At 52.7% G+C, this 25,242-nt stretch carries 22 protein-coding genes; 10 read left to right on the forward strand and 12 right to left on the reverse strand.

Annotated features, from left to right (window positions below):
* Nucleotides 1-40 precede the first annotated feature (40 nt).
* Nucleotides 41-271: a sulfurtransferase TusA family protein gene (locus tag Q4544_RS00625; protein WP_303503179.1), complete on the forward strand. Its 231-nt coding sequence runs from the start codon at nucleotides 41-43 to the stop codon at nucleotides 269-271.
* A 54-nt stretch (nucleotides 272-325) separates the two neighbouring features.
* On the opposite strand, the gene Q4544_RS00630 is transcribed toward Q4544_RS00625, so the two are convergent.
* The 7 genes from Q4544_RS00630 to purC form a co-directional block, all read right to left on the reverse strand.
* A complete protein-coding gene (locus Q4544_RS00630) occupies nucleotides 326-3,325 on the reverse strand; it encodes an Rne/Rng family ribonuclease (protein WP_303503180.1) in 3,000 nt (999 codons plus the stop codon).
* Between the two features lie 382 nt (nucleotides 3,326-3,707).
* Nucleotides 3,708-4,406 (reverse strand): HAD family phosphatase, encoded by a 699-nt coding sequence (locus Q4544_RS00635; protein WP_303503183.1) that lies wholly within the window; start codon nucleotides 4,404-4,406, stop codon nucleotides 3,708-3,710.
* A gap of 121 nt (nucleotides 4,407-4,527) precedes the next feature.
* The gene (locus Q4544_RS00640; RefSeq protein ID WP_303503185.1) at nucleotides 4,528-5,862 is read right to left on the reverse strand and encodes a sigma-54 dependent transcriptional regulator; all 1,335 of its coding nucleotides are present in this window, start codon (nucleotides 5,860-5,862) and stop codon (nucleotides 4,528-4,530) included.
* Nucleotides 5,863-5,865: 3 nt separating this feature from the next.
* Nucleotides 5,866-7,629 carry an ATP-binding protein gene (locus Q4544_RS00645; RefSeq protein ID WP_303503186.1) on the reverse strand — a complete coding sequence of 588 codons (1,764 nt, stop codon included), beginning with the start codon at nucleotides 7,627-7,629 and terminating at the stop codon, nucleotides 5,866-5,868.
* Nucleotides 7,630-7,666: 37 nt separating this feature from the next.
* A complete protein-coding gene (purQ, locus tag Q4544_RS00650) occupies nucleotides 7,667-8,335 on the reverse strand; it encodes a phosphoribosylformylglycinamidine synthase subunit PurQ (RefSeq protein ID WP_303503188.1) in 669 nt (222 codons plus the stop codon).
* A complete protein-coding gene (gene purS, locus Q4544_RS00655) occupies nucleotides 8,335-8,565 on the reverse strand; it encodes a phosphoribosylformylglycinamidine synthase subunit PurS (RefSeq protein ID WP_303503984.1) in 231 nt (76 codons plus the stop codon). The genes purQ and purS overlap by 1 nt, the downstream gene beginning before the upstream one ends.
* A 94-nt stretch (nucleotides 8,566-8,659) precedes the next feature.
* Complete coding sequence (gene purC, locus Q4544_RS00660) at nucleotides 8,660-9,421, reverse strand: phosphoribosylaminoimidazolesuccinocarboxamide synthase (RefSeq protein ID WP_303503189.1); 762 nt, start codon at nucleotides 9,419-9,421, stop codon at nucleotides 8,660-8,662.
* 157 nt (nucleotides 9,422-9,578) lie between these two features.
* Here purC and Q4544_RS00665 point away from each other — a divergent pair, with 157 nt between their 5' ends.
* The 3 genes from Q4544_RS00665 (at nucleotide 9,579) to bmt (ending at nucleotide 13,045) form a co-directional block, all read left to right on the forward strand.
* On the forward strand, nucleotides 9,579-9,893 hold the full coding sequence (locus tag Q4544_RS00665; protein ID WP_303503191.1) for a DUF1476 domain-containing protein: 315 nt from the start codon (nucleotides 9,579-9,581) through the stop codon (nucleotides 9,891-9,893).
* Between the two features lie 291 nt (nucleotides 9,894-10,184).
* Entirely contained in the window at nucleotides 10,185-11,936 is a 1,752-nt protein-coding gene (locus Q4544_RS00670) for a phosphatidylglycerol lysyltransferase domain-containing protein (RefSeq protein ID WP_303503192.1), read from the forward strand.
* 86 nt (nucleotides 11,937-12,022) lie between these two features.
* Complete coding sequence (gene bmt, locus Q4544_RS00675) at nucleotides 12,023-13,045, forward strand: betaine--homocysteine S-methyltransferase (RefSeq protein ID WP_303503193.1); 1,023 nt, start codon at nucleotides 12,023-12,025, stop codon at nucleotides 13,043-13,045.
* Here the strand turns inward: bmt and Q4544_RS00680 are convergent.
* Nucleotides 13,042-14,130, reverse strand: coding sequence for a PA0069 family radical SAM protein (locus Q4544_RS00680; protein ID WP_303503194.1), 1,089 nt, complete (start codon nucleotides 14,128-14,130; stop codon nucleotides 13,042-13,044). The genes bmt and Q4544_RS00680 overlap by 4 nt on opposite strands.
* 202 nt (nucleotides 14,131-14,332) lie before the next feature.
* Between Q4544_RS00680 and Q4544_RS00685 the strand changes: the two genes are divergently transcribed.
* Nucleotides 14,333-15,031 carry a B12-binding domain-containing protein gene (locus Q4544_RS00685; RefSeq protein WP_303503195.1) on the forward strand — a complete coding sequence of 233 codons (699 nt, stop codon included), beginning with the start codon at nucleotides 14,333-14,335 and terminating at the stop codon, nucleotides 15,029-15,031.
* Nucleotides 15,032-15,103: 72 nt separating this feature from the next.
* Nucleotides 15,104-15,751 carry a DUF1638 domain-containing protein gene (locus tag Q4544_RS00690; protein ID WP_303503197.1) on the forward strand — a complete coding sequence of 216 codons (648 nt, stop codon included), beginning with the start codon at nucleotides 15,104-15,106 and terminating at the stop codon, nucleotides 15,749-15,751.
* On the opposite strand, the gene Q4544_RS00695 is transcribed toward Q4544_RS00690, so the two are convergent.
* Nucleotides 15,748-16,371, reverse strand: coding sequence for a helix-turn-helix domain-containing protein (locus Q4544_RS00695; RefSeq protein WP_303503199.1), 624 nt, complete (start codon nucleotides 16,369-16,371; stop codon nucleotides 15,748-15,750). The two genes, Q4544_RS00690 and Q4544_RS00695, sit on opposite strands and share 4 nt — an antisense overlap.
* Nucleotides 16,372-16,599: 228 nt before the next feature.
* Between Q4544_RS00695 and Q4544_RS00700 the strand changes: the two genes are divergently transcribed.
* A complete protein-coding gene (locus Q4544_RS00700) occupies nucleotides 16,600-17,250 on the forward strand; it encodes a DsbA family protein (RefSeq protein WP_303503201.1) in 651 nt (216 codons plus the stop codon).
* A gap of 106 nt (nucleotides 17,251-17,356) precedes the next feature.
* Entirely contained in the window at nucleotides 17,357-18,553 is a 1,197-nt protein-coding gene (locus tag Q4544_RS00705) for a multidrug effflux MFS transporter (RefSeq protein WP_303503202.1), read from the forward strand.
* On the opposite strand, the gene mfd is transcribed toward Q4544_RS00705, so the two are convergent.
* Together mfd and Q4544_RS00715 are read right to left on the reverse strand one after the other, a co-directional pair.
* On the reverse strand, nucleotides 18,550-21,984 hold the full coding sequence (gene mfd / locus Q4544_RS00710) for a transcription-repair coupling factor (protein WP_303503204.1): 3,435 nt from the start codon (nucleotides 21,982-21,984) through the stop codon (nucleotides 18,550-18,552). The genes Q4544_RS00705 and mfd overlap by 4 nt on opposite strands.
* 12 nt (nucleotides 21,985-21,996) lie before the next feature.
* Entirely contained in the window at nucleotides 21,997-22,521 is a 525-nt protein-coding gene (locus tag Q4544_RS00715) for a component of SufBCD complex (RefSeq protein WP_303503205.1), read from the reverse strand.
* 112 nt (nucleotides 22,522-22,633) lie between these two features.
* Here Q4544_RS00715 and hemB point away from each other — a divergent pair, with 112 nt between their 5' ends.
* Nucleotides 22,634-23,635 carry a porphobilinogen synthase gene (gene hemB, locus Q4544_RS00720; protein WP_303503207.1) on the forward strand — a complete coding sequence of 334 codons (1,002 nt, stop codon included), beginning with the start codon at nucleotides 22,634-22,636 and terminating at the stop codon, nucleotides 23,633-23,635.
* Between the two features lie 110 nt (nucleotides 23,636-23,745).
* A complete protein-coding gene (locus tag Q4544_RS00725) occupies nucleotides 23,746-24,306 on the forward strand; it encodes a YSC84-related protein (RefSeq protein ID WP_303503209.1) in 561 nt (186 codons plus the stop codon).
* Nucleotides 24,307-24,369: 63 nt separating this feature from the next.
* Here the strand turns inward: Q4544_RS00725 and Q4544_RS00730 are convergent, their stop codons facing one another.
* Nucleotides 24,370-25,242, reverse strand: a complete 873-nt coding sequence (locus Q4544_RS00730) for an NAD(P)-dependent oxidoreductase (protein WP_303503210.1) — start codon at nucleotides 25,240-25,242, stop codon at nucleotides 24,370-24,372.

Here is a 25,242-nt window from a genome sequence, read left to right on the forward strand (position 1 = left end):
CCTGTGGACAGAGTGAAACATCACGACTATTTGCGTATACATGACTGATACTATTCCAGAAATTGACGCGATTGGGCTGTTGTGCCCCCTGCCCGTTTTAAAGCTGCGCAAGCGAATGCAGCCTTTGGAGGCTGGTGATTGTATTCGATTGATTGCTGATGATCCGGCGTCCATCGTGGACGTGCCGCATTTCTGTAATGAGCAAGGACATGAGTTGGTGTCGAGCCACGAGGCTGATGGGGCGATTGTCTTTGTCGTGAAAAAGGGCTGAGTTCTTCACCACTGCTAAAAACAAAAACGCCGGGCGATTGCCCGGCGTTTTGTTTTATTTCATCGACCACCAGCCGCGGCGTTTCGGCTTGGGTGGTTCATCTGATTTCACCTCTGGTTCCGGTGCTTTTTCCAGAACTTGAACGTCACCCTCAGGTGCCGGTGTTTCGACGACCGGCTCTGGGGTTGGTTCGGCGGCAGGTGCTTCTTGTGTTGCGACCTCTGCTACCTCTTCAACCTTGGCAGGTTGTGCCTCTGGCTCGGCAGTTTCAGCGGCAGCTTCTACTGGTGCTTCTGGTTCAGGCGCCTGTGCAGGTTCAGCGGCGACAGCATCTTCGGATGGCGTTGCGGCCTCTTCTGGTGCTGCGGTTGTTTCTTCTGCTGGCTTCTTACGAGACCGTGAGCGACGACGACGCTTTGGTTTTTCTTCGGTTGCTTCAGCGGCTTCTGGAGCCTCTTCTGCTTTTTCCTCAGATTTTTCCGCAGGTGCATCCGCATTCTCAGCGTCTGAACCGTTGTCTTCGTCACCGTTTGTCTGTTCACCTTCTTCGCCAGTCCGGGGTTTCCGGCGACGACGACGGCGACGACGTTTCTTTGGGGCGCCTTCGTCATCAGCTGGTGCCGGCGTAGGCGCATCTTCGGAAATGACTTCTGCGTCTTCGATCTCTTCGTCGACTTGATCCATCAGCATGGTGTCAACAGAAACAACGGCAGCGGTTGGTTCGGGCACAACGCGTGACGCGGTCTTGAACTTTTCAAGAGTAAAGTCAGGCGAAATCAGATGCGGGTCACCTTCGATACGAACGGACAGGCCATAGCGTGCCTCGATCTGGGCAACGTGATCGCGTTTCTGGTTCATCAGGTAGTTGGCGATAGAGACCGGTGCTTTGATCAGAACTTCGCCAGAACGACGGCGTGTGCCCTCTTCTTCGATTTGGCGCAGGATGTTCAGAGCAAGGTTGTCATCAGAGCGGATCAAGCCAGTACCGTGGCAATGTGCGCAAGGCTGCGTTGTCGCCTCGATCATGCCAGGACGCAGACGCTGACGGGACATTTCCATCAGACCAAAGCCCGAGATGCGACCCACCTGGATGCGGGCGCGGTCGGTTTTTAGTTTGTCTTTCATCCGCTTTTCGACGGCAGCGTTGTTCTTACGCTCGTCCATGTCGATAAAGTCGATGACGATCAGGCCTGCCAAGTCGCGCAGACGGAGTTGACGCGCGACTTCTTCGGCGGCTTCTAGGTTGGTCTTTGTTGCGGTGTCTTCGATCGAGCCTTCTTTGGTGGCACGACCAGAGTTCACGTCGATGGCAACCAAGGCTTCGGTCACGCCGATTACGATGTAACCACCGGATTTCAACTGTACGGTTGGGTTGAACATGCCACCCAAGTAGCTTTCGACCTGATAGCGGGCGAAGAGCGGTAGTTGATCTTGGTAGTTTTTCACGTTCTTGGCGTGGGACGGCATGATCATTTTCATGAAGTCCTTGGCGATGCGGTAACCGCGGTCGCCTTCGACCAAAACTTCGTCAATCTCGCGGTTATAAAGGTCGCGGATCGAGCGTTTGATCAGATCGCCTTCTTCGTAGATGCCTGCAGGTGCTGACGATTTCAGCGTCAGCTCGCGGATCTGTTCCCAGAGACGCTGTAGATATTCGTAATCGCGCTTGATTTCGGTTTTGGTGCGCTTGGCGCCCGCTGTCCGAATGATCAGACCCGCGCCTTGTGGCACGTCGATCTCTGTCGCGATTTCTTTGAGTTTTTTGCGATCTGTGACGTTCACAATTTTACGGCTGATGCCACCACCGCGTGCGGTGTTTGGCATAAGAACACAGTAACGACCCGCAAGGCTTAGGTAAGTTGTCAGAGCCGCGCCTTTGTTGCCACGCTCTTCTTTCACGACCTGCACCAGAAGGATCTGGCGAACCTTGATCACTTCTTGGATTTTATAGCGACGCGGACGTGGTTTGCGTGGCGGACGGATGTCGTCGGTGTCATCTTCGTCAGCTACGGATTCAATGGAATCGTCTTTTTCGCTAGCTTTTTGGTTTTTACGGCGACGACGCGGTTTTTCGTCTTCTTCGTCAGGTTTCGCGGTTTCTTCGGATGGTGCTTCAACCTCTTCAGCAGGTTTCTCTGCTGTGTCTTCTTTGTCCGCTGCTTGAGCGTCGTCAGAAGCATCTGCCGATGCTTCTTCGGTGGCTTCCACTGGGGTTTCTTCTGTTGGCGCTTCGACTGCTTCTGGCTCAGCATCTGCTGCGCCATTGCTTTCTGTTTCTTCGCCGGTTTCTGGGTCTTGTGTGGCGACAGCGTCGTCTTTGTCAGACTCAGACTTTGCAGCCATTGTTTGACCTGGTTTGCCTGCGCCGTCATCAGATGGTGTCTCATCCTCAGCAGCAGTTTCGGCCACGTCTTCTGCAGGAGCGTCCTCTGCAACGGGTGCATCTTCTACTGCGGCTACTTCTGTTTCGGCAGGTGTTGCTTCTGGCGCATCTTCAACGGCTGGAGCAGCTTCTGCGGTTTCAACAGGTTTTGGGGCGTCTTCGTCAACCAGACCAACAGTATCCGCTTGATCAGATGATGTTTCATCCAGATCAATGGTTTCCATGCCGTCGATTTGGCCGACGGTTTCCGCAGGCTTTTCCGCCTCAACTGACGTCTCTGCTACATCTGCGGCTGCTGGTTTGCGGCTACGGGAACGGGACCGGCGGGTGCGGGTCGGTTTTGGTTTTTCGTCTTCTTCATCGCGAGACTTTTGAGCCTCTGCATATGCGCGCTCTTCTTCCATAAGCGCTTCGCGGTCAGCGACCGGGATTTGATAGTAATCCGGGTGAATTTCCGAGAACGCAAGGAAGCCGTGGCGATTTCCGCCATAGTCCACGAAAGCCGCCTGTAGGGACGGTTCTACGCGTGTAACTTTTGCTAGATAGATGTTGCCAGCAAGCTGACGTTTGTTTTCAGATTCAAAATCGAATTCCTCGACCTTGTTTCCGTCGACCACCACAACGCGGGTTTCTTCCGCGTGGGTGGCATCGATGAGCATTTTCTTAGCCATGTTTTCCGTTTGCACCCGCGCAAATAACTGACGCGCCGGGGTGTCACTCCGGGCGGTTCAAGTGTTTGAGGGGGGTGTCTTGTAAAGGCGAGGTTAGGCGCGCAGCCGAGGGGGCCGCTTGCGGCCTCTGCTCGGGTTCTCAATATTTGCGCGCGCTTCATCGCGGTTCTTCTCCGACGCCGTAGCGCCTGTTGAATGCCCGCCGCGCTGTCGCGGTCCGGGCGTTTGTCTAGCCCCTAAAGGCTCAATCGGTCTGAGGGAAAACCGGGCGCAGTTGCGTCCTTCTCGGCTTTCGATCAGCGAAACTCATGTGGAGCGATTATTCGCAATCCATCATCTCTACATAAGACCACCCCTGTGGAAAACACAATGGGGAATCTGCTTACAGTTGCTCCGAACTGGTTAATGCCGGGTCAAATAGCCCTAGTTTCACACCCGCCTGCCCCAAGTTTTGAACCACCACCTGCCCTAAGTCAGGCAAAGACTTATCCACAGGACGCAAGTCTGGAATTTGAAATGTTTTACAACCAGCACGCACCGCTGCTGTTGTGCCAAGATCGCTATCTTCGAACGCGACGCAAGACGTTGCCTCGACACCCAAGCATTTGGCGGCAATTAGATATGGTGCTGGATCGGGTTTGTTTGCTGGTACTTCATCGCCTGCGCAGATGGTTTCAAAGAACGATAATAGACCCGCGTGATCAAGGTGATGATGGGCTGGCGCAGCATTGGTTGAGGTCACAACCGCTATTGGTACACCCTTTGCCTGAATGGCAGTGAGTAGCTGCACAGCGTATGGCTTTACCGGAATACCATTCTCGACATTCTTTGCATGACGGTTGCGCCATTCGTGATCGAATGCATCCCTATCAATATCCGTTGGCAAAAACGCATCCAGTCTGGCAGTTGTCACTTTGCTAGAGGTTCCTACCAAATCTAAGAAAAACGACTTTGCAGATGGTTCCGGAATTCCGATCTCTGCCGTTATTTCAAGGAACGCATCCAGAAACATCCGCTCGGTGTCCAAAAGCAGCCCATCCATATCGAATAGAAAAGCCTTGGGCCGTTGAACATAGGTCATCAAAATGGTCCTAAAGAATGGGATAATTGATGTACGTATCCATCACAGAGATAAGAAAACGCCACAAGCCATTATTAGACGTGCGGCGTTCACTTGATTTCACAGTCTGAAAACTGGTGGCTTACAAATAGTCTGCGCGTTGCAGGCCGTATTTGGCCATTTTCTCGTTCAGTGTTCGACGTGGAAGGCAGAGTTCTTCCATTACGCTGGCAATGGAACCGCGATGACGGCGCATGGTGTTGTCGATCAACATACGCTCAAACGCCTCGACGTATTCCTTGAGCGGTTTACCTTCGGTCGTCATGACGGGCTGCATTTCTTCGTGGTCGTTCATCAGAAGCGACGCAATGGTGCCCCCACCCCGGCGGGATTGCAGAACGGCGCGTTCAGCTAGGTTGATCAACTGACGCACGTTGCCAGGCCACGGTGCTTGCAAAAGCTGTGCTGCTTCTTGGGCGCTGACTTGTGGTGTGTCGCAGCCATATTCGTCAGAGAATTGTTCTGCATGGCGTGTGAATAAGGACAAGATGTCTTCGCCGCGTTGGCGCAGCGGTGGCACGGTGATGCGCAGCGCCGCAAGGCGGTAGAAGAGATCAGAGCGCAAGGCGTCTTCGCAGGTGCGGTTCTGTTCTTGTAGGTTACAGATTGCTGCGATGCGGGTTTCTGCAGGTGTGCCTTGATCGTTGATAAAGCTAAGCAAGCGCGCCTGAAGCGTGTCGCTGAGTGCTTCGATATCTTCGAGGACAAGCGTACCGCCGCGGGCTTCCTCGACGGCGGGCAATTGCGTGTCTTCGGGTTGCATCGGGCCAAACAGGCGTTTGGTCAGCGCATCCTCTTCCAGCGCAGAACAGCTGATCAGAACGAACTTCTTGCCTGCGCGGCTGCCAACAGCGTGCAATGCGTGGGCCACAAGGGTTTTGCCGGTGCCAGTTTCGCCGTCGATCAGGACGTGACCATCGGCCTGACCCAGATCAAGAATATCTTCTTTCAGACGAGACATAACCGGGGATGAGCCAATGAGTTTTTTCATCAACTGGCTGCCATCTGACAGCTCTTTACGCAATACGCGGTTGTCCAATGTCAGGCGGCGCGCATTGGCGGCCTTTTTGGCCAGTTGGCTCATGCGATCTGGGTTGAACGGTTTTTCGAGGAAATCAAACGCCCCAACGCGCATCGCCTCGACCGCCATGGGGACATCGCCGTGACCTGTGATCATGATCACAGGCAAAGCGCTGTCGCTGCCCATCAGTTTTTTCAGGAATTGCATGCCGTCCATACCCGGCATTTTGATGTCGGAAATGACGATCCCTGGATAGTCAGGCCCCAAGACCTTGAGCGCCTCTTCGGCGCTGCCAAAGGTTTCAGTGTCATAGCCAGACAGGGCCAGCCATTGGCTGATGGACTGACGCATGTCTTTTTCGTCATCCACAATCGCGATTTTCATAGCCTGAGCCATCGTTTACTCCGCAGCTTCAATCTCACCACTCAAGATAGGTAACTGTACTTCAAATACAGCCCCCCCGTTCTGACCGTTTCGTGCGGTCAGCCTTCCCCCTAGGTCGTTTACGATCCCAGAGGAAATGGCAAGGCCCAGCCCAACACCGTCGCCGGGCTGTTTGGTGGTGTAGAAAGGTTCAAAGAGGTTATCAAAGTTATCAATACCGTCGCCATTGTCGCGCACTGTTAGGGTGGCGGTTTCACCGGCGGCAAGCAGGACTTCGATTTCGGGTTCGTCGACGCCTTTGGTGGCATCTAGGGCATTGCGTAGAAGGTTGATCATAACCTGTTCGATCCGCACGCGATCGCCCATCACACGGACAGAGTCATCGGGGATAATACGACTGATTTTCGTCTGGCTTTGACGCAGTTGCGGTTCCATCATGGACACAGCTGAGGCTAGCGCATCCCCCATTTCTACTGGGTGAAAGTCCTCTCCGCCTTTGCGGGCGTAGCTTTTTAGCTGCTTGGTGATGGCGCCCATGCGCTCGATCAAATCGTCGATGCGTTTGAAGGACGACAAAGCCTCTTCGAAGCGATTGCGCCGCACCAAAAGACGCGCGCCGGCCAGATAGGTTTTCATGGCGGCGAGCGGCTGATTTAGCTCGTGTGAAACGGCGGCTGACATCTCGCCAAGGGCGGCCAATTTAGAGCTTTGGGCAAGGGTTTGTTCGGCCACTTCTAGGCTCGCTTGCATGCGCTCACGTTCGGCAATTTCTCGCTGGAGGCGATGGTTCAATGCGCGAAGGCTCGCCGACTCTCGTTGAAACAACGCCATGCGCAACGCGTTCTTTCGGCTGAGGAAATAGAAGGCCAGCGCAAGCAGAATGGCGAATCCCATGATTTCGAGCGCAAGAACTGCATTCACGCGTTCGCGGACATTGGCATAGGTCGTAAAGCTAGCGATCTGCCATCCGCGAAACGGAATACGCGCCTCTTTGCGCATCACGGCCTCGCCCTGCAGGTAGGCATCCGCAGGTAATGCCGTCCAATCCGAGGTCGCTTGGATCGCGCGTTCAATGGCGCCTTGGGCCGGTTGGCGCACAAGCGCCTCGCCCTCTGTCAAACCACGCCAGCGTGGTTCTGTGGCAAGGATAATCGTGCCCTCGCTGTCGGTCACCAAGACGGCGTCAGAAATGCCTGCCCAAGCGCGTTCAAACTTTTGCAAATCGACTTCGACAGCGATCACACCTAAGGCAACGTTTTGGTCATCTAATCGGCGGGAATAGGTAAAGCTATAGCCCGCGCTTTCACGGGATTCGACGGTAAAGACCGTTGCATTTGAGCGCATCGCCTCAACAAAAGAAGCGGCTTGGCGGTGGTTTTCACCCAAACGATTGCGGTCCGTCGCCGCCACTGTTCGGCCACTTGTATCGAGCAGAACCAATGACGCGGCACCAATCTCTTCGACAAAAGAAATCAGGCGGGCTGTGGATTGGCTAAAGTCGCTGGTTTCAAGTGCCCGGATCAATTCCGGGTCACGTGCCAAAAGCTGGGGTACAATCGCGCTGCGGCGTAGTTCTGACTGAAGGTTACCGGAATAAAGCGCGAGGCGCAGCTCGGCCCGGTTACGCGTATTTTGCGTAAACCGATCCGTCAAAAGACTGTTGGTGATCCAAATGGTGGAACCCGCAATAATGCAAAGCGCCAATAGCATCAGGCGTACGCGCCAACTGATGGTGCGCAGTCGTAGTTGCTTGCGTTGTGTCACGTTTTCCCCGCTCATAGCGGTTAAGGTACGCCGCCTAAGCGGCGCACTCAAGTCAGGCTGTTACTACCTGCTCCATCAATGCGCTAAACATTGCCGTTCCATCGGTGCCACCGTGGCCCGCATCCGCAGCGCGCTCTGGATGTGGCATCATACCAAGCACCCGACGGTTGGCAGACAGAACACCCGCGATGTCCGCAACAGAGCCGTTTGGATTTTCGGCATAGGTAAAGGCAACGCGGTCATCCCCTTGCAAACGTGCAAGAGTTTCATCATCCGCAAAGTAGTTGCCGTCATGATGCGCGATTGGAATGTCGATTGTGTCGCCCTTGGCATAGGCCGAGGTAAACGCAGAATCAGACGTCGCAACCTGCAAACCAACTGTGCGGCAGATGTACTTTAGACCCGCATTGCGACGCAGCGCGCCTGGCAACAGGCCGGTTTCTGTCAGGATCTGAAATCCGTTACAGATGCCCATTGCGTACCCGCCTGCCTCGGCATGTTTCACAACAGCCTTACAGATTGGGGAATTCGCAGCAATTGCGCCACAACGCAGATAATCGCCATAAGAAAAGCCGCCCGGTACGCCAACAATGTCGACGCCTGCAGGCAATGTGCTGTCTTTGTGCCAAACCATGGTCACATCAGCTCCGGCCCGTTCAAATGCCACCGCTAGATCGCGGTCACAGTTTGAACCCGGAAATACGATGACTGCCGCTTTCATTAGGACAGCTCCACCCGGTAGCTTTCGATAACTGTGTTGGCCAAAAGCTTTTCACACATCTCGGTCACGGTTGCCTCGGTGGTGCCCTCGGCTAGATCGAGCTCAATCACTTTGCCCTGACGCACACCTTCGACGCCGTCAAAACCAAGCGAACCAAGCGCGTGGCGTACCGCTTCACCCTGTGGGTCCAGTACGCCGTTCTTCAGCATCACGTAGACACGTGCTTTCATGTCGATCTTCTCCAGCTCGTTTAAGTCAAAGCCACCTTTGGCTTCATCTTTCAAAAAATACTCAAAAAGCCCCGCGTGCTGCGGGGCCGTTCGTTTAGTTGATCAGGGTCGGTTTGGTAATCGGTGTCGGGGTCTTTGGCATAACACCAAGACGGCTTGCCACTTCGGAATACGCATCCGTCAGGCTGCCGAGGTCTTGGCGGAACACGTCTTTGTCCAGCTTCCGACCTGTTTCGATGTCCCACAAACGGCAGCTGTCTGGGCTGATTTCGTCAGCCACAACCAAACGCTGAAAGTCACCATCATAGACGCGGCCGATTTCGATTTTGAAATCAATCAGTTTGATGCCAACGCCATACATAACACCGGATAGGAAATCATTCACACGCAGCGCGATGCTGAGAATGTCTTCCATGTCTTGTTGGCTCGCCCAGCCAAAGGCTGCGATGTATTCTTCGGGCACCAGTGGATCGCCTAGGCTGTCGTCTTTGTAGCTGTACTCAACGATTGGGCGCGGCAATTGCGTGCCCTCTTCCATGCCCAAACGCTTTGCCATGCTACCCGCTGCAAAGTTGCGCACGATCACTTCGAGTGGAATGATCTCGCAAGAGCGCACAAGCTGTTCGCGCATGTTCAAGCGTTTTAGGAAGTGTGTCGGCACACCGACTTGACCAAGGCCAACCATGAAATATTCGCTGAGACGGTTGTTCAACACGCCTTTGCCGTCGATCACATCTTTTTTCTCGGCGTTAAAAGCGGTCGCGTCATCTTTGAAGTATTGGATGATTGTACCGTGCTCTGGACCTTCATAAAGGACCTTTGCTTTACCTTCGTAGAGTTTTTTACCACGCGCCATGGGAGCTCTTTCTATACAGGGGGAACCGACTCCCCGCTTCACTTAGCGCTCTCTTAATCCATGGGCGAGATTGTCGCAAGCCACGCTGCCCCCTTGCGACATAGCGTCTAGCTGGGCATATCATGTAGTGAGAGCAAGTTAGACAAAGGATCAACTTATGACGACGTTTGACGACCGCGAAAAAGCATTCGAGGCAAAATTCGCGCATGATGCAGAAATGGTGTTCAAAGCAGAAGCCCGCGCAAACAAGCTATTGGGCCTATGGGCTGCTGAGTTGATGGGCATTTCTGGTGCAGATGCGGATGCTTATGCAAAGACCGTTATTGCTTCTGACATGGAAGAAGCTGGCGACGAAGACGTAATTCGCAAAGTGACTGCCGATCTGGAAGGCAAAGTGGACTCTGACGAAATCCGCGCAAAGCGCCGTGAATGCGTGGTGGCGGCCAAAGAACAGCTTTCTAACGAAGCTTAACAATTTAGGCTGTTGCAAAACAACCACAGGGCGAGCAGGGCTGTTAAGTCATTCTGCTCGCTTTATCTTTTTTTTAACCACCCCTTGTTAAGGTTTTGGAAACCCACTGAGCCATAAGCTGGTTATGGTGGGATAAAAACGTTTATTGAGGGTGAGATCTTGGGGCAGACCATAAGACGCGCACGGGCAGTGCTTCGTCATGGGATTCCGATAGCTATCGGAATCGCATGCTGTTGGGCACTATATAATCAACTTCAGCACATTGACTTTGGACAACTCTGGCAAACCGTCATGCAAGTTGAGCCTTGGCAATGGGCTGTCTCCATTTTAGCCACCGCTCTTAGTTTCTGGGCCATCGCGCGTTATGACGTTATTGCGCATCGCCATTTTCAAACAGGTTTACCTGATCGCCGCGCGACGGCCACAGGGGCTACTGCCATTGCTGTTGGGCAGACTGTCGGCGCGGGTGCCGTTGTGGGCGCCTTTATCCGTTGGCGATTGCAGCCCTCTTTGGGGTTAGTGACATCTGCAAAAATCACTGCCTTTGTCACATTCGCCTTTTTGGCCGCCTGGGCGGTCATTACCGCTTTAGCGGTATTGATCTTGCCGACAGCCGGTGTGCATGCGTCTATTCCATGCTCTGTCTTAGCAATTGCAGCAATCATGCTGGGGTTGGCTTTTTTCAATCCTGTTTTCAAACGCTGGGGCCGCGAGATTGAGCTACCTACCCTGCCCGCCATGGGTGCGCTGGCTGGCTTTTGCTTGCTGGACACATTGGCTGCGGCGTTCGCGTTTTGGGTTTTGCTACCAGATGGCATTGATTTAACGTTGGCGCAGCTCTTTCCGGTCTATTTGATTGCATTGGGGGCCGCTATTCTATCCGGCACACCCGGTGGTGTTGGTCCGTTTGAGTTAACAATCCTCGCATTGTTGCCACAGATGCCTGAGGGCGATTTGATGGCGGCGATTTTGGCATTTCGGATGATGTATTACGCGTTGCCCGCAATTATCGGCGGTATTTCACTGTTGCGTCCAACGGCTGAACCAACTCAGGGACAATGGCTATCCCAGACCAATGGATGCCTTGATACAGCGCTAGAATATGGTACGGCACGTGCAGAATTGGGCGTAGTACGTCAAAATGGCGGCGCTATTCTACATTGCACCGGCGGTGTCTGCGGGGTTGTTCGTACGGGACAAACGCTCACCACGATCTTTGATCCGGTTCAAGGGCATTCCGCCGATTTGGCGATCCCATTGAAACGCATCGCCCGTGAGCAAAATCGCATCATCTGCAAATATAAGATCACAGCGCGCCATGCGTTGCGGGCCCGCGCGGCGGGATGGTCGGTGTTACATGTATCTGATGAGGCGCTGATTTGCCCTACAACTCATTCGTTAGAGGGCTCTAAATTCCGCCAATTGCGCCGGAAGCTGCGGCATGCAGAAAAAGCAGGAATTGATGTCCGCCGTGGCACAACGCAACTGCCGTTTGATGAAATGTCCCGCGTTTCTGAAGCTTGGGAAGCATCTCATGGCGCAGCGCGTGGTTTGTCTATGGGGCAGTTCGAAGAGTCCTATGTGACGCATCAGCGTGTGTTTTTGGCTTATTTGGATGACGTGCTTGTTGGTTTTGTCACCTTTCACACAACGCGACATGAATGGTGCTTGGATCTCATGCGCGTCACACCTGACGCGCCGGACGGAACCATGCATCAGCTTGTCCATATCGCTATTGAATCTGCGAAAGACGTCGATGTACCTTGCTTATCCTTAGCCGCGGCCCCTGCGGGTCCTGTTCGGCATGGAAAAGTTGAATCCTGGATGCGTAAAATCTTTTTCGCCAAAGCGGGTGGCGCAGGTTTGCGTCAATTCAAGGCGTGCTTTAATCCACGCTGGCAGCCGTTGTATATGGCAGCACCAAGCTGGACACAGTTGACCTTTGCCGCAATGGATTTGATCCGGTCGGTCAATCGTGCCGAGCCGCTGCGTACACCGCAATTTGCAACAGTGAAAGCTGTGGATCACAACCCACGCTCATAATCATTTTGCAGAATTTACATTTGTCCTTTGGGTGATGACATGGCAAGGGGGGACGTCTTGCTTGCATTTGCCCAAAGGATTCTAATATGACCAACGCCCTCTCCCGCCTGCTTGAAACGCGCGACTGGCTTTTGGCGGATGGCGCCACTGGCACAAACCTTTTCAACATGGGTTTGACATCTGGCGATGCACCAGAGCTTTGGAATGAAGAACATCCTGATCGTATTAAGAAATTGTATCAATTTGCCGTCGATAGCGGTAGTGATCTATTTTTAACGAACTCTTTTGGCGGCAATGCGTCCCGCTTGAACCTGCACAATGCAGGACATCGTGCGCGCGAGCTATCACGTATGTCCGCAGAACTTGGTCGTGAAGTTGCGGATAAAGCGGGTCGTCCTGTGATCGTTGCAGGGTCTGTTGGCCCGACGGGCGACATCATGGAGCCTGTCGGCACATTGAGCCACGCAGATGCAGTTGAAATGTTCCACGAGCAAGCAGAAGGCCTAAAAGAAGGCGGTGCTGACGTTCTGTGGCTAGAAACGATTTCCGCTCCTGAAGAGTTCCGCGCGGCGGCCGAAGGATTTGCGCTGGCTGGTATGGACTGGTGTGGCACTATGAGTTTTGACACAGCGGGCCGCACAATGATGGGTGTTACCTCTGCTGATCTGGTGAAGCTGGTTGAAGAGCTGCCAAACCCACCGATTGGTTTTGGCGCCAACTGCGGAACCGGTGCGTCTGATTTGCTACGCACCATTCTGGGTTTCTCTGCGCAAGGTACAGAACGCCCAGTGATTTCCAAAGGAAACGCAGGCATTCCAAAATACCACGAAGGTCACATCCACTATGATGGCACGCCAGAACTGATGGCTGATTACGCCGTTATGGCGCGTGACGCTGGTGCGACAATCATCGGTGGTTGCTGTGGTACAATGGCAGAGCATTTGGTTGCGATGCGCGAAGCGCTGGAAACACGTCCACGCGGTGAACGCCCATCCCCTGAAAAAATCACGGATGCCTTGGGTGCCTTTTCATCCGCCAACGATGGCACCGAAGAAGGTGCTGGATCAAACGTGCGCAAAACACGACGTCGCCGTATGGCAGAAGACTAAAACAGGCTAAGCTGATTGCCTTGCGCATAAGGGACTTCGAAGAGGTCCGTGCGCAGGGCTGGCAGCTGTTTTAACAGTTTGTGTCGCCGTATAGCCAAGGCGGCCCGATGCGCGATCAGTTCGGCATAGTGGCCTTCACCTCGCATCCGTTTGCCCCATTCTGCGTCGTATGGTTTTCCGCCGTGCATATCGCAAATATGCCCCATGACCCGCGACTTTCGATCGGGATAATGGGCGGATAGCCATTCTTGAAACAGCTCTGAAACCTCAAGTGGTAAGCGAAGCATGATCCATGTGGCGGCTTTGGCACCTGCGTTCGCACCTGCGCCAATGATGCGTTCAATTTCATGATCCGTAATGCACGGTACAACCGGTGCAATCATTAAGCGCACGGGAATGCCTGCTTTGCTGAGCCGCTCTATCAAGGCCAAGCGCCTTGCTGGAACAGGTGCGCGCGGCTCCATCAGGCGCGACGTTCGGGCATCCAGCGAGGTGATTGAGACACCGACCTGTACAAGACCGCGGGTTGCCATGTCTGATAAAATGTCGATGTCACGCTCGATCAGTGTTCCCTTTGTCACGATGGCGACGGGATGGTTGAAGGCCTGCAAAACCTTTAGACACCCGCGCATCACTTTGTGGGTCTTTTCAATGGGCTGATAAGGGTCGGTATTCGTGCCAATGGCGATTGGCGCAACCGCGTATCCCCGCTTTCGCAGTTCTTTCTCCAATAACTCGGGCGCATTGGGACGCGCGATGAGTTTGGTTTCAAAATCCAACCCTGGCGAATATCCCAGATAGGCGTGAGTTGGGCGCGCAAAACAGTAAATGCACCCATGTTCGCAGCCACGATATGGATTGATGGACCGATCAAAAGGCAGATCAGGCGACGTATTGCGTGTGATGATGGACTTGGCAGTCTCAAGGCTGACCTGCGTTCGAAACATCGAACGCTCTTCTTCAATAGCCCAATCATCGCTGATTTCGACTCGTGTGGTCGATTCAAATCGGCCCGTATGATTGGTCACGGCGCCACGCGCGCGGCGGCGTTCTTGGTCTATTTTGATCGTGTCTGGTGCATCCATACCGAATAATAAGAACAAATAGTGAACAATTGCAATCTACCACATGATCTCAATGAATCTTTTTCAAAAGAATTATGCTTTTTTTCGCTCTATAAGTCGGAACCGATTGCGGGCTGGTCGCAAATTTGACAGTTCAGCAGCAAGAAAACACAGAATACTGACAACGGTATTATCCTATTAGCCTATCCGTAAGGAAACACACATGTCGGACGAACAAGAAATCATCCTGTCTGAACTTAATGATGAAGAACTTGTCGAACAGATGTTCGACGATCTTTACGACGGCATGAAAGAGGAAATCGAAGAGGGTGTTAACATCCTTCTCGAGCGTGGCTGGGAACCCTATCGCATTCTGACCGAAGCGCTGGTTGGTGGCATGACCATTGTTGGCGCGGACTTCCGGGACGGCATTCTGTTTGTTCCAGAGGTTCTACTTGCGGCTGGCGCAATGAAGGGCGGCATGGCCATTCTGAAACCATTGCTTGCAGAAACTGGTGCGCCACGTGTTGGCAAAATGGTTATTGGCACAGTCAAAGGCGACATCCACGATATTGGTCAGAACCTTGTGACCATGATGATGGAAGGCGCAGGCTTTGAAGTCATGAACATTGGGATCAATAACCCAGTTGAAAACTACATTGATGCTGCAAAAGAATTTGATGCGGATATTGTTGGTATGTCTGCACTGCTAACGACAACGATGCCGTATATGAAAATCGTGATCGACTCTATGGTCGAGAAAGGCATCCGCGATGACTATGTCATCATGGTCGGTGGTGCGCCGTTGAACGAAGAGTTCGGCAAAGCCATTGGTGCAGATGCCTATTGCCGTGATGCAGCGGTTGCTGTTGAGATGGCCAAAGATTTCATGGGTCGCAAACATAACTCCCTATCAGCTTAAGCGTCGCTTAGCTTACAGGTGTTTCGCAAAGGCCCGTTTGTTACGGGCCTTTTTGCCGTTAAGGAACCAAGTATGACCCAGATCTCTGATACTGACCTTACCCAAGGCGGGCTTGCACCAGAGGCGAATGCTGGTCGTATCTTGTTGATTGCCTGCGGTGCTTTGGCCCGCGAAATTCTGGCCCTAAAAGAGCAGAATGGTTGGGACCATATGGTTTTGACCTGTTTGCCCGCGATCTACCACATTCAGCCGCAAAAAATTCCGGATGCGGTAAAGACTGTTGTCAAAGAGCGGCGTGATCAGTTTGACCAAATCTTCGTGGTTTATGCGGATTGCGGCACAGGTGGTTTGCTACAGAACACATGCGCAGAGCTTGGCGTAGAGATGGTTGCCGGTCCGCATTGCTATAGCTTCTATGAAGGCAATGATCGCTTTGCAGAACTGGCAGAGCATGAATTCACATCGTTTTATCTGACGGATTTTCTGGTTCGGCAATTTGATGCGTTTGTTTGGAAACCAATGGGTTTGGACCGCCACCCCGAATTGCGAGATATGTATTTTGGGAATTACGAAAAGCTAATTTACCAAGCGCAGACAAATGACCCTGCACTGGTGGAAAAAGCGCGCGACTGCGCTGACCGTCTTGGGCTGGCTTTTGAGCATCGTTTCACGGGATACGGCGATCTAGAAGACGCGCTAAAAGCCGTTGCGGCCGATTAAGTCAGTGACGTTACCCAGAGGACATTCGCATCCTCTTCGCTGACCGAAATCAAATTATGCCCCATGCTACCATCGTAATAGGCACTGTCGCCACGACGCATTTCAACGGGTTCGTAGAATTCTGTATAAAGCTTAACCACACCAGTCAGGACATAGAGGAACTCCTCGCCGTCATGTCGGACCCAGCCGTCAAATTCATCCATATTCCGTGCCCGCACGCGCGCGCGATACGGTAACATGTCTTTCTTTGTCAGGTTTTCCGCAAGCAATTCATGCTCATAGGTGGTCGTCGGACGGCGCGCGCCCTGCCCCTCTTTGGTGATCGACATACGGCCGTTCACTTGGTCACGCAAAGGCTGCGTAAACAATTGAGGCACGGAAATTTCCAGACCTTCAGCCAATTTTTTCAAGGCATCATAGGTTGGCGACATCTGACCATTTTCAATCTTGGACAGTGTTGACCGTGCAAGCCCAGCTTGGTTCGCCGCTTGCTCTAGTGTCCAATTCCGCGCCTTGCGTAAGTCACGTACACGTTGACCCAGATCAAGCGGCTCGCCCATTTCTTGGGCACCATTTTCGCGGGCGACTTGGATCAATGTTTTTGGTTCTTGGTCAGTCATGAGCTAGTCTTAAGTGGCTGATATGCAAACTGCAAGTCAGCCACGCAATGGGTTGCCCTAAATTACTCAATTCAACAAGAATTGACGCCTTAAGAGCTTGAAGACTTTGCCAATGCGGTGTTGGCTCGCTACAAGCGGCACTAACTAGTCTAGCGAGTGACATCATTGTCGGCTTATGCCAACGACAAACGCCTTGCATGAAACGACGCGCAATCTATGAGGCCCACCATGAGCATTGAACCCCTAAAGCTTGACATTATGTCTGATCCAATTTGCCCTTGGTGCTATATTGGAAAGACATTTCTTGATCGCGCCTTGGCTGAAGAAGATGAACATCCCTTTATTATTGAATGGCATCCCTTTCAATTGAACCCAGATATGCCTGCGGGCGGCATGGATCGTGCCGATTATCTAGAGCGTAAGTTTGGTGGCAAGGATGGTGCAGTGCGCGTGTACGGCCAAATCGTAAAACACGCTGAAGACGCCGGTATCCCGCTTAACGTCGAAGCGATCAAGCGGACACCAAACACAATTGACGCGCATCGTTTGATCCATTGGTCAAAGCTGGAAGGAAAGCAAAACCATCTGGTTGATATGCTGTTTCAGGCTTATTTCATCGATGGTCGTGACATTGGTGACCATGAGGTATTGGCGGATATAGCCGATAGCGTTGGTATGGATGCTGCAGTTGTCACACGGCTGTTGAAAACGGATTCTGACGTTGCAGACATTCAAGAACGCGACCGGCTAACGCGTGAAATGGGTGTGAATTCTGTTCCAACATTTATTGTCGGTGGACAACACGCTGTTCCGGGTGCGCAGCCACCTGAATTGTGGCGCAAAGTTATTGCGGAATTTCGTGAAAGCCAAAATGCATAATCGCAAGATGCTTTCATCTTGCGCTTAATGGTTACTAATGTAACCTACGGCGACATTTTGAGCGGCTTTTCGATTTAGGCCGCTCTCCTCTCATTAGGATATGACGATGAACAGCCCGCGGCGTATCGCCGAACCGGAATTTATTGCGCTTGTCGCAATGTTATTCGCAACAATCGCATTTTCGATCGATGCAATGCTCCCCGCACTCACAGAAATTGGTGAGCAACTTAGCCCAAACGCCCCAGAAAACGCGACACTTATCGTCGGTATTTTTGTTTTGGGCATGGGCGTGGGCACATTTTTTACGGGTCCGCTATCAGATGCATTTGGGCGCAAGCCCGTCATCCTTGGCGGCTTTGCCTTGTACTTGGCTGGCGCGCTTTGGGCAGGACTATCTAATGATCTAAATTGGATCCTTGCTGGTCGGTTCATTCAGGGTCTTGCAGCTGCTGGTCCGCGAATTGCCGGAGTTGCAATGGTGCGCGATCTTTATTCCGGTGAACGGATGGCTTCGATTATGTCATTTGCCATGACCGTCTTTGCGCTCGTCCCTGCGGTGGCGCCGGTTATTGGTCAGGCCATTATGATTGCCGCAGGTTGGCGGGCCATTTTCTTTGCCTTTGCCATCTTTGGCGTGATGGTCGGACTGTGGGTCGCCTTTCGCCAACCCGAAACGCTGAAACCCGAAGATCGCCGCCCTCTTTCCATCAGTAAAGTTTGGCGCGCAGTTATCGAAAGTTTCTCTAATCGGGTCTTCAGCTATTCTGTCGCGACACAGACAATGGCCTATACAGCCCTGTTCGCGATGATTTCGTTGATTCAGCCCATTTATGCACAAAGCTTTGGTATCGAAGAGAAGTTTCCACTTTTCTTTGCCGCTGCTGCGCTGCTGTCCATTCCGGCGAGTATCATTAACGGCCGTATGGTTTTACGACTGGGAATGAGAAAGCTGATCAAGTCAGCTCTGATTGGGCAGATCCTTGTTTCAACAATCGCAATCAGCCTTTGGTACACAGGCAATATGACGGTGTGGGTCTTCTTTGTTTGGGCCACTAGTCTGTTGTTCTCGATTGGCTTCATATTTGGCAACTTGAACGCCCTTGCGCTAGAGCCATTGGGGCATATCGCAGGCATGGCCTCGTCAATCAGCAGCTCACTGGCAACGGTGGTCTCTGCGCTATTGGCGATCCCTATCAGCCTAAGCTTTGATGGGACGCCCCAAGCGTTGTTGATCGGCGCATTGATCTGCTGGGTTATTTCACTGATCCTGATGCTGCGCTTAGGACCGCGCCCCGCGGTCTAAACGCGGGCCTTATGGGCAAGATCACGGGCAATTGCAAAGGCACCCTTGATCTTGTCCGCGTCAGATTTCCAATCACGTTGCACAACGATCTTATTGTCTTTGATTTTCGCCTTACCCTTTTGTTCTGTCATGAATTCGACCAGACCTTGGGGTGAGCGGAACTTATCATTGTGGAACATAATGGTCGCGCCTCTTGGGCCACCATCCAGCTTTGCGATACCTGCCTTTTTACACATCGCTTTAATGCGTACGACCAACAGCAACGTGTTCACTTCGCGTGGCAATTTACCAAAGCGATCAATCAGCTCCGCTGCGAACCCTTCTAGCTCTACTTTGGTCGTCAAACCGCTTAGGCGACGATACAGGCCAAGGCGCACATCAAGATCAGGCACATAGGTTTCTGGAATCAGAACCGGCACACCTAGGTTAATCTGAGGTGCCCATTGATCATCAGTTTCTGTAAGACCTTCAAGCTCGCCCGATTTAATTTTAGCAATCGCGTCTTGGAGCATGGATTGATACAGCTCATAGCCCACATCCCGCATTTGACCTGATTGCTCTTCGCCCAACAGGTTACCCGCGCCACGAATATCAAGGTCCTGCGACGCCAACGTAAAGCCCGCCCCCAATGTATCGAGCGATCCGAGCACACGTAGCCGCTTTTCTGCTGTCGCGGTCAGCTTCATACGTGGTTTGGTCGTTAGATAGGCATACGCACGGGTTTTGGAGCGCCCGACGCGACCACGAATTTGATAAAGCTGTGACAGGCCGAACATATCGGCGCGATGAACAACCATGGTGTTGGCTGTTGGAATATCCAAACCGCTTTCAACAATAGTCGTTGCCAAAAGCACATCATATTTGCCGTCGTAAAAGGCGTTCATCCGATCATCGAGTTCGCCAGCTGCCATTTGGCCATGCGCAACGACATAGGTCAGTTCGGGCAGCTGTTCTTTCAGGAACTCTTCGATTTCAGGCAAATCAGAAATACGAGGAACGACGTAGAAGCTTTGTCCACCACGATAGCGTTCACGCAGCAGCGCTTCGCGAATGGTGACCGCATCGAATTCACTGACATAAGTGCGGATCGCAAGGCGATCGACCGGAGGCGTGCCGATAATAGACAGGTCACGAACACCAGACAGGCTAAGCTGTAGCGTTCTTGGAATTGGTGTCGCAGTTAACGTCAGTACGTGCACGTCAGAGCGCAACTGCTTTAGGCGCTCTTTGTGGGACACGCCGAAGTGTTGTTCTTCGTCAACGATCAAAAGGCCGAGGTTCTTGATACGCACATTTTTGGACAAAAGCGCATGCGTACCAATCACGACATCGACGGTACCACGCGATAAACCATCGCGTGTTTGCTCTGCTTCTTTTGCACTAACAAAACGCGATAATGATCTGACTTCTAATGGAAAACCACGGAAGCGCTCTGCAAAGCTCTTGTAATGCTGACGCGCCAAAAGCGTGGTTGGTGCGATAACAGCGACCTGCATTCCGGTCATGGCGGCAACAAAAGCCGCGCGCATTGCGACCTCAGTTTTGCCAAATCCAACATCGCCACAGACCAAGCGATCCATCGGTTGACCAGCGGTCAGGTCTCCAAGCACATCCTCAATTGCACGCAACTGGTCATCGGTTTCTTGATATGGGAACCGAGCAGAAAAGGCCTCCCACGCATGGTGCGGTGCTTCAAGGACCGGGGCTTTGCGCAGGGTTCGTTCTGCTGCAACGCGAATAAGCTTTTCCGCAACTTCGCGAATACGCTCTTTTAGACGCGCCTTCTTGGCCTGCCATGCACCGCCACCCAGTTTATCAAGGAACCCCTCGTCATGGCCATATTTGGAGAGAAGTTCGATATTCTCAACTGGCAGGTAAAGCTTTGAACTTTCAGCATATTCTAGGCTGATGCATTCATGTGCGGCACCTGCTGCCGTGATCACCTCTAGGCCCTGATAACGGCCGATACCGTGGTCAACGTGTACAATCAAATCGCCGGGAGACAGCGATTGTGTTTCTGTCAGAAAGTTCTCGGCTTTCCGGCGTTTGCGCGGCGCTCGGATCAAACGATCGCCGAGTACGTCTTGCTCGGAAATGACTGTTAGGCCGGGTGCTTCAAAGCCATTTTCCAATGCCCACACGACCAAATGCAAACCGGATTTTCCAATCGCGCCGGCGTCATTGATCAGGATTGTTTCGACCAATCCTTCGTCTTCGATCAACCCAGAAAGACGCTCGCGCGCGCCTTCGGAATAGGACGCAATAACAACCGGACCATCCCGCATCTTTGCTTTAACATGATCTGCTAAAGCACCGAAAAGGCTGATACTTTCCTGCTGGCGCTCCGGTGCAAAATTACGCCCGATGCGGCCCATACTATCAATCGAACCCGGACCAGACGCCTGTGGTAGCGGTTTGAAATTCAACACACGGCGTTCGCCAACGACCGTATCCCATGCCTCGTCATTCAGATACAGCAAACCCGGCGGGACGGGTTTATACACGGAATCCAAACGCTTTTTCTGGGCGAGTGCGTGTTTGCGCGTTTCATACTGATCTTCGATCGATTCCCAGCGTGCAAGGCGGATCGGATCGGTTTGATCGTCTAGACAAATCGTAGCATCTGGCAGGTAGTCAAACAGGGTTTCCAACGTCTCATGGAAAAACGGCATCCAATGTTCGACACCTTGGTGCTTACGACCAGCAGAGACCGCTTCGTACAGCGGATCGTCCGTGCCCGCCGCACCAAATTCGATCCGATAACTTTGGCGGAAACGCGTAATCGCGGCCTCATCCAAAATAACTTCGGACACGGGTGCAAGTTCGATATATTCAAGTTTTTCAGTGGTACGCTGACTGACAGGATCAAACCGGCGCGCCCCGTCTAGGACATCGCCAAAAAAATCCAACCGTACTGGCCCACCATCACCCGGCGGGAAAATATCAATGATCCCCCCGCGGATCGCGTAATCCCCCGGCTCCATCACAGTTGGCGCTTGGGTAAATCCCATACGAACCAAGAACTTACGAAGTGCTTCTTCGTCAACGCGGTAATTCACCTGCGCGCGAAAAGCGGCATCCTGTAACGTGTTGCGCGCGGGAACGCGTTGCGTGGCGGCGTTTAATGTTGTCAGCAGAATATACTGTTTTGGCAAGCTGCCATGCACAATGCCTGCCAAGGTCGCCATGCGCGCGGCAGATATATCCGCATTGGGCGACACACGGTCATAAGGCAAACAATCCCAACCGGGGAATGTGATAACCGGCATATCGGGGCGAAAGAACGCGAGCGCCGCTTTGATCGCAGCAAGGCGCTTGTCATCACGCGCCACGTGAATAACGGGCTTGCCCGTCTTTGCAGCCTCTTCAAGGATCAGCTTGGCGTCATAGCCTTCTGGCGCACCGCCGATGGTCACATGCGAGAGCTGCATTTAGTCGTCCTGTCAATTCAATGGCGAGAAAGAGAAGTTTTGATACATACCCCAAAGGGAGCTTACAAAAATTGCAATGATACCAATCAGTTGAACATACACCCGATGGCGCGCGAAACGGCGATACAGCTCATCTCCATGCACATCATCAGCCTGAATGCCACGTGCGGCAGCAAGCGTCAGCAAGCCAACAAAACTCATCGGAAAGAAGATCAGGAACACAGCCTGCGCAAATTCAACGCGGTAGTAAAACCCAAGCACGGATAAGATCGCCAAAACGAAACAGCCAAATGAGGTCATCCACAGCCCAGAGGTATTGCTGATAAACATCAACCGGCTGACGTTGATCCGTACGAGATCTTCGAAATCCGCCTCGTGCTGCCCTCCTTGGCGGCGCGCGCGCAGCACCAAGTCATAGGGAACACCCAAAATCCAATGGGTCGCAGAAGACCAGATCACAGCAAGCATGATCCAGAACCAAAGGTTTGAAAAGCTGCGCAGATCGATAAGTTCGATTATAGTTGTATACCAGTCCACGACTGCATCCTTGTTCGTAATGTCCCCACATAACGCGGCAACGCGGCAATTCCTACCCTTGTGGCGCGACAATATCCATGGCACCTCGGTAACAACGAATTATGAGGTCACGATGAAACCTACAGTTGCTCCATTTCCCGTCGCTCGTCTGCGTCGTACGCGGCAATCTGCTGCTGTTCGCGGTCTTGTTCAAGAAAATAGGCTAGATGTCTCTGACCTGATTTGGCCGGTATTTGTGCGCGACGGTGAGAACGTTGTAGAGCCGATTGCGTCTATGCCTGGTGTGTTTCGATATTCCGTAGATCGCGTCGTCAAAGCCGCGATTGAGGCGCATGACCTAGGCATCCCAGTGATCTGTCTGTTTCCTTATACGGATCCGGCGCTAAAGACCGAAGACTGCGCCGAAGCATGGAACCCCGACAACCTGACGAACCGCGCCACGCGCGCGATCAAAGCGGCCGTTCCCGACATTGCTGTCATGACCGATGTCGCGTTGGACCCCTACAACATCAACGGCCACGACGGTTTTGTCGAAGATGGCGAGATCGTAAATGACCGCACTGTTGAGGCCTTGGTGAAACAAGCGCTAAGCCAAGCGGAAGCTGGTGCCGATATTATTGGCCCATCAGACATGATGGATGGACGTATTGGCGCAATCCGCAATGCTTTAGAAGCTGCGGGGCACCAGAACGTAATGCTGATGTCTTATTCTGCGAAATACGCGAGCGCCTTTTATGGTCCGTTCCGCGATGCTGTTGGCGCCTCTGGCGCGCTTAAAGGTGATAAAACGACTTATCAGATGAACCCCGGTAATTCTGACGAAGCGTTGCTGTTGGTGGAACGCGACCTGCAAGAAGGCGCGGATATGGTGATGATCAAACCGGGCATGCCGTATTTGGATATTTGTCGACGGGTGAAAGACACCTTTGGCGTTCCAACTTTTGCATATCAAGTGTCAGGTGAGTACGCGATGATACAAGCGGCGGCACAAAACGGATGGATTGATGGTGACAAAGCCATGTTTGAAAGCCTTTTGGCATTCAAACGTGCAGGTTGCGACGGGATCCTCACGTATTTTGCACCAGCTGTCGCTAAGGTATTATCTGGGCGCTAACTTGCCGATACAACGGTCAAGGATGACATAACGCGGACAATGGTTTATAAACCTCTCAAGACCGACAAAGTCGGCAGAGCAGAACCTTTTTTGATGAACAGGCACCTAATATGAAAAACCTCACGAGACGATCTTTCGCCTTGTCAGCCCTTGCTGGTGCGTCAGTCACTGCAGCATGCGGGAATGGCATTGGCGGTCAAGGCGCAGAAACCATCGACGCACGCGTCGATACCACGCTGAACCACATGTATAACACTTTTCCCAACACCGTAGGCTTGGCTGAAAAAGCAACCGGCTTGTTAGTGATGCCACTTGTTACCGAAGCGGGCCTTGGGTTCGGCGGTGCTTATGGGCGTGGTGCGTTGTTGGTGGATGGGATCACTGTTGATTACTATTCAACAACAAAGGCAAACTTTGGCTTGCAGATCGGTGCACAACAATACGCACATGTTCTGTTCTTTATGACACAAGACGCCTTGTTGAATTTCCGCCGTTCAAGCGGTTGGGCTGCTGGCGCGGATCTGGAATATGTAATTTCAGATCAAGGCGACTCTTTGGCGACAGAGACAACAACTTTGACCGCCCCAGTATTGGCGGTTGTATTTGGCCGCGCCGGTCTGCGTATTGGCGCGACGCTGGAAGGCACCAAATACACGCGCATCATTCCATAATGGATATAACGAGATTACACAAAAACGCCGCCCATTGGGCGGCGTTTTCGTTTAGTGCATCACTTAATCTAACGCGCGCAACCGTTTGATAAGGCTAGATGTATCCCAGCGGCTTCCGCCAATCTTTTGGACATCTTTGTAGAACTGGTCAACCAAAGCTGTCACTGGCAAGCTCGCGCCAGTTTCCTCCGCCGTTGCGAGGCAAATACCGAGATCTTTGCGCATCCAGTCAACCGCGAAGCCGTGATCAAAGTGATCATCTAACATCGTCTCGTGACGGTTCTGCATCTGCCAGCTACCAGCAGCACCTTGGCTAATGACCTCAACCACCGCGCGGCCATCAAGGCCCGCCTTTTCCGCAAAGTGCAAAGCTTCGGACAGACCTTGGACCAAACCGGCAATCGCGATTTGGTTGCACATTTTGGTCATCTGACCTGCACCAGTTTCACCGATACGACGACAAATACGTGCATAGGCCTGAATGATTGGCTCTGCCGCATCATAATCAGCCTGATCGCCACCGCACATCACAGAGAGAATGCCATTCTCAGCCCCGGCCTGACCGCCCGAAATGGGCGCATCGACAAAAGCCAGACCCTTGTCTTTGGCACTAGCATAAAGTTCCGCCGTCACTTTTGCAGATACCGTCGTGTGATCAACAAAGATCGCACCGGGCTTCATTCCGTGGAACGCACCCTCGTCGCCAACGCAAACGTGACGCAGATCATCGTCATTGCCGACACAGGCCATCACAAAGTCAGCACCAGAAACAGCAGCCTTTGGCGTAAGCGCCATTTCGCCGCCGTGTTCTGCAACCCAAGCCTCTGCTTTTGCTGCGGTTCTGTTGAAAACAGTAACGTCATGTCCAGCTGCTTTTAGGTGGCCAGCCATGGGGTAACCCATCACGCCCAATCCAAGAAATGCAATTTTCGCCAT

Source organism: Cognatishimia sp. 1_MG-2023 (assembly GCF_030548175.1).
Lineage (GTDB): Bacteria > Pseudomonadota > Alphaproteobacteria > Rhodobacterales > Rhodobacteraceae > Cognatishimia.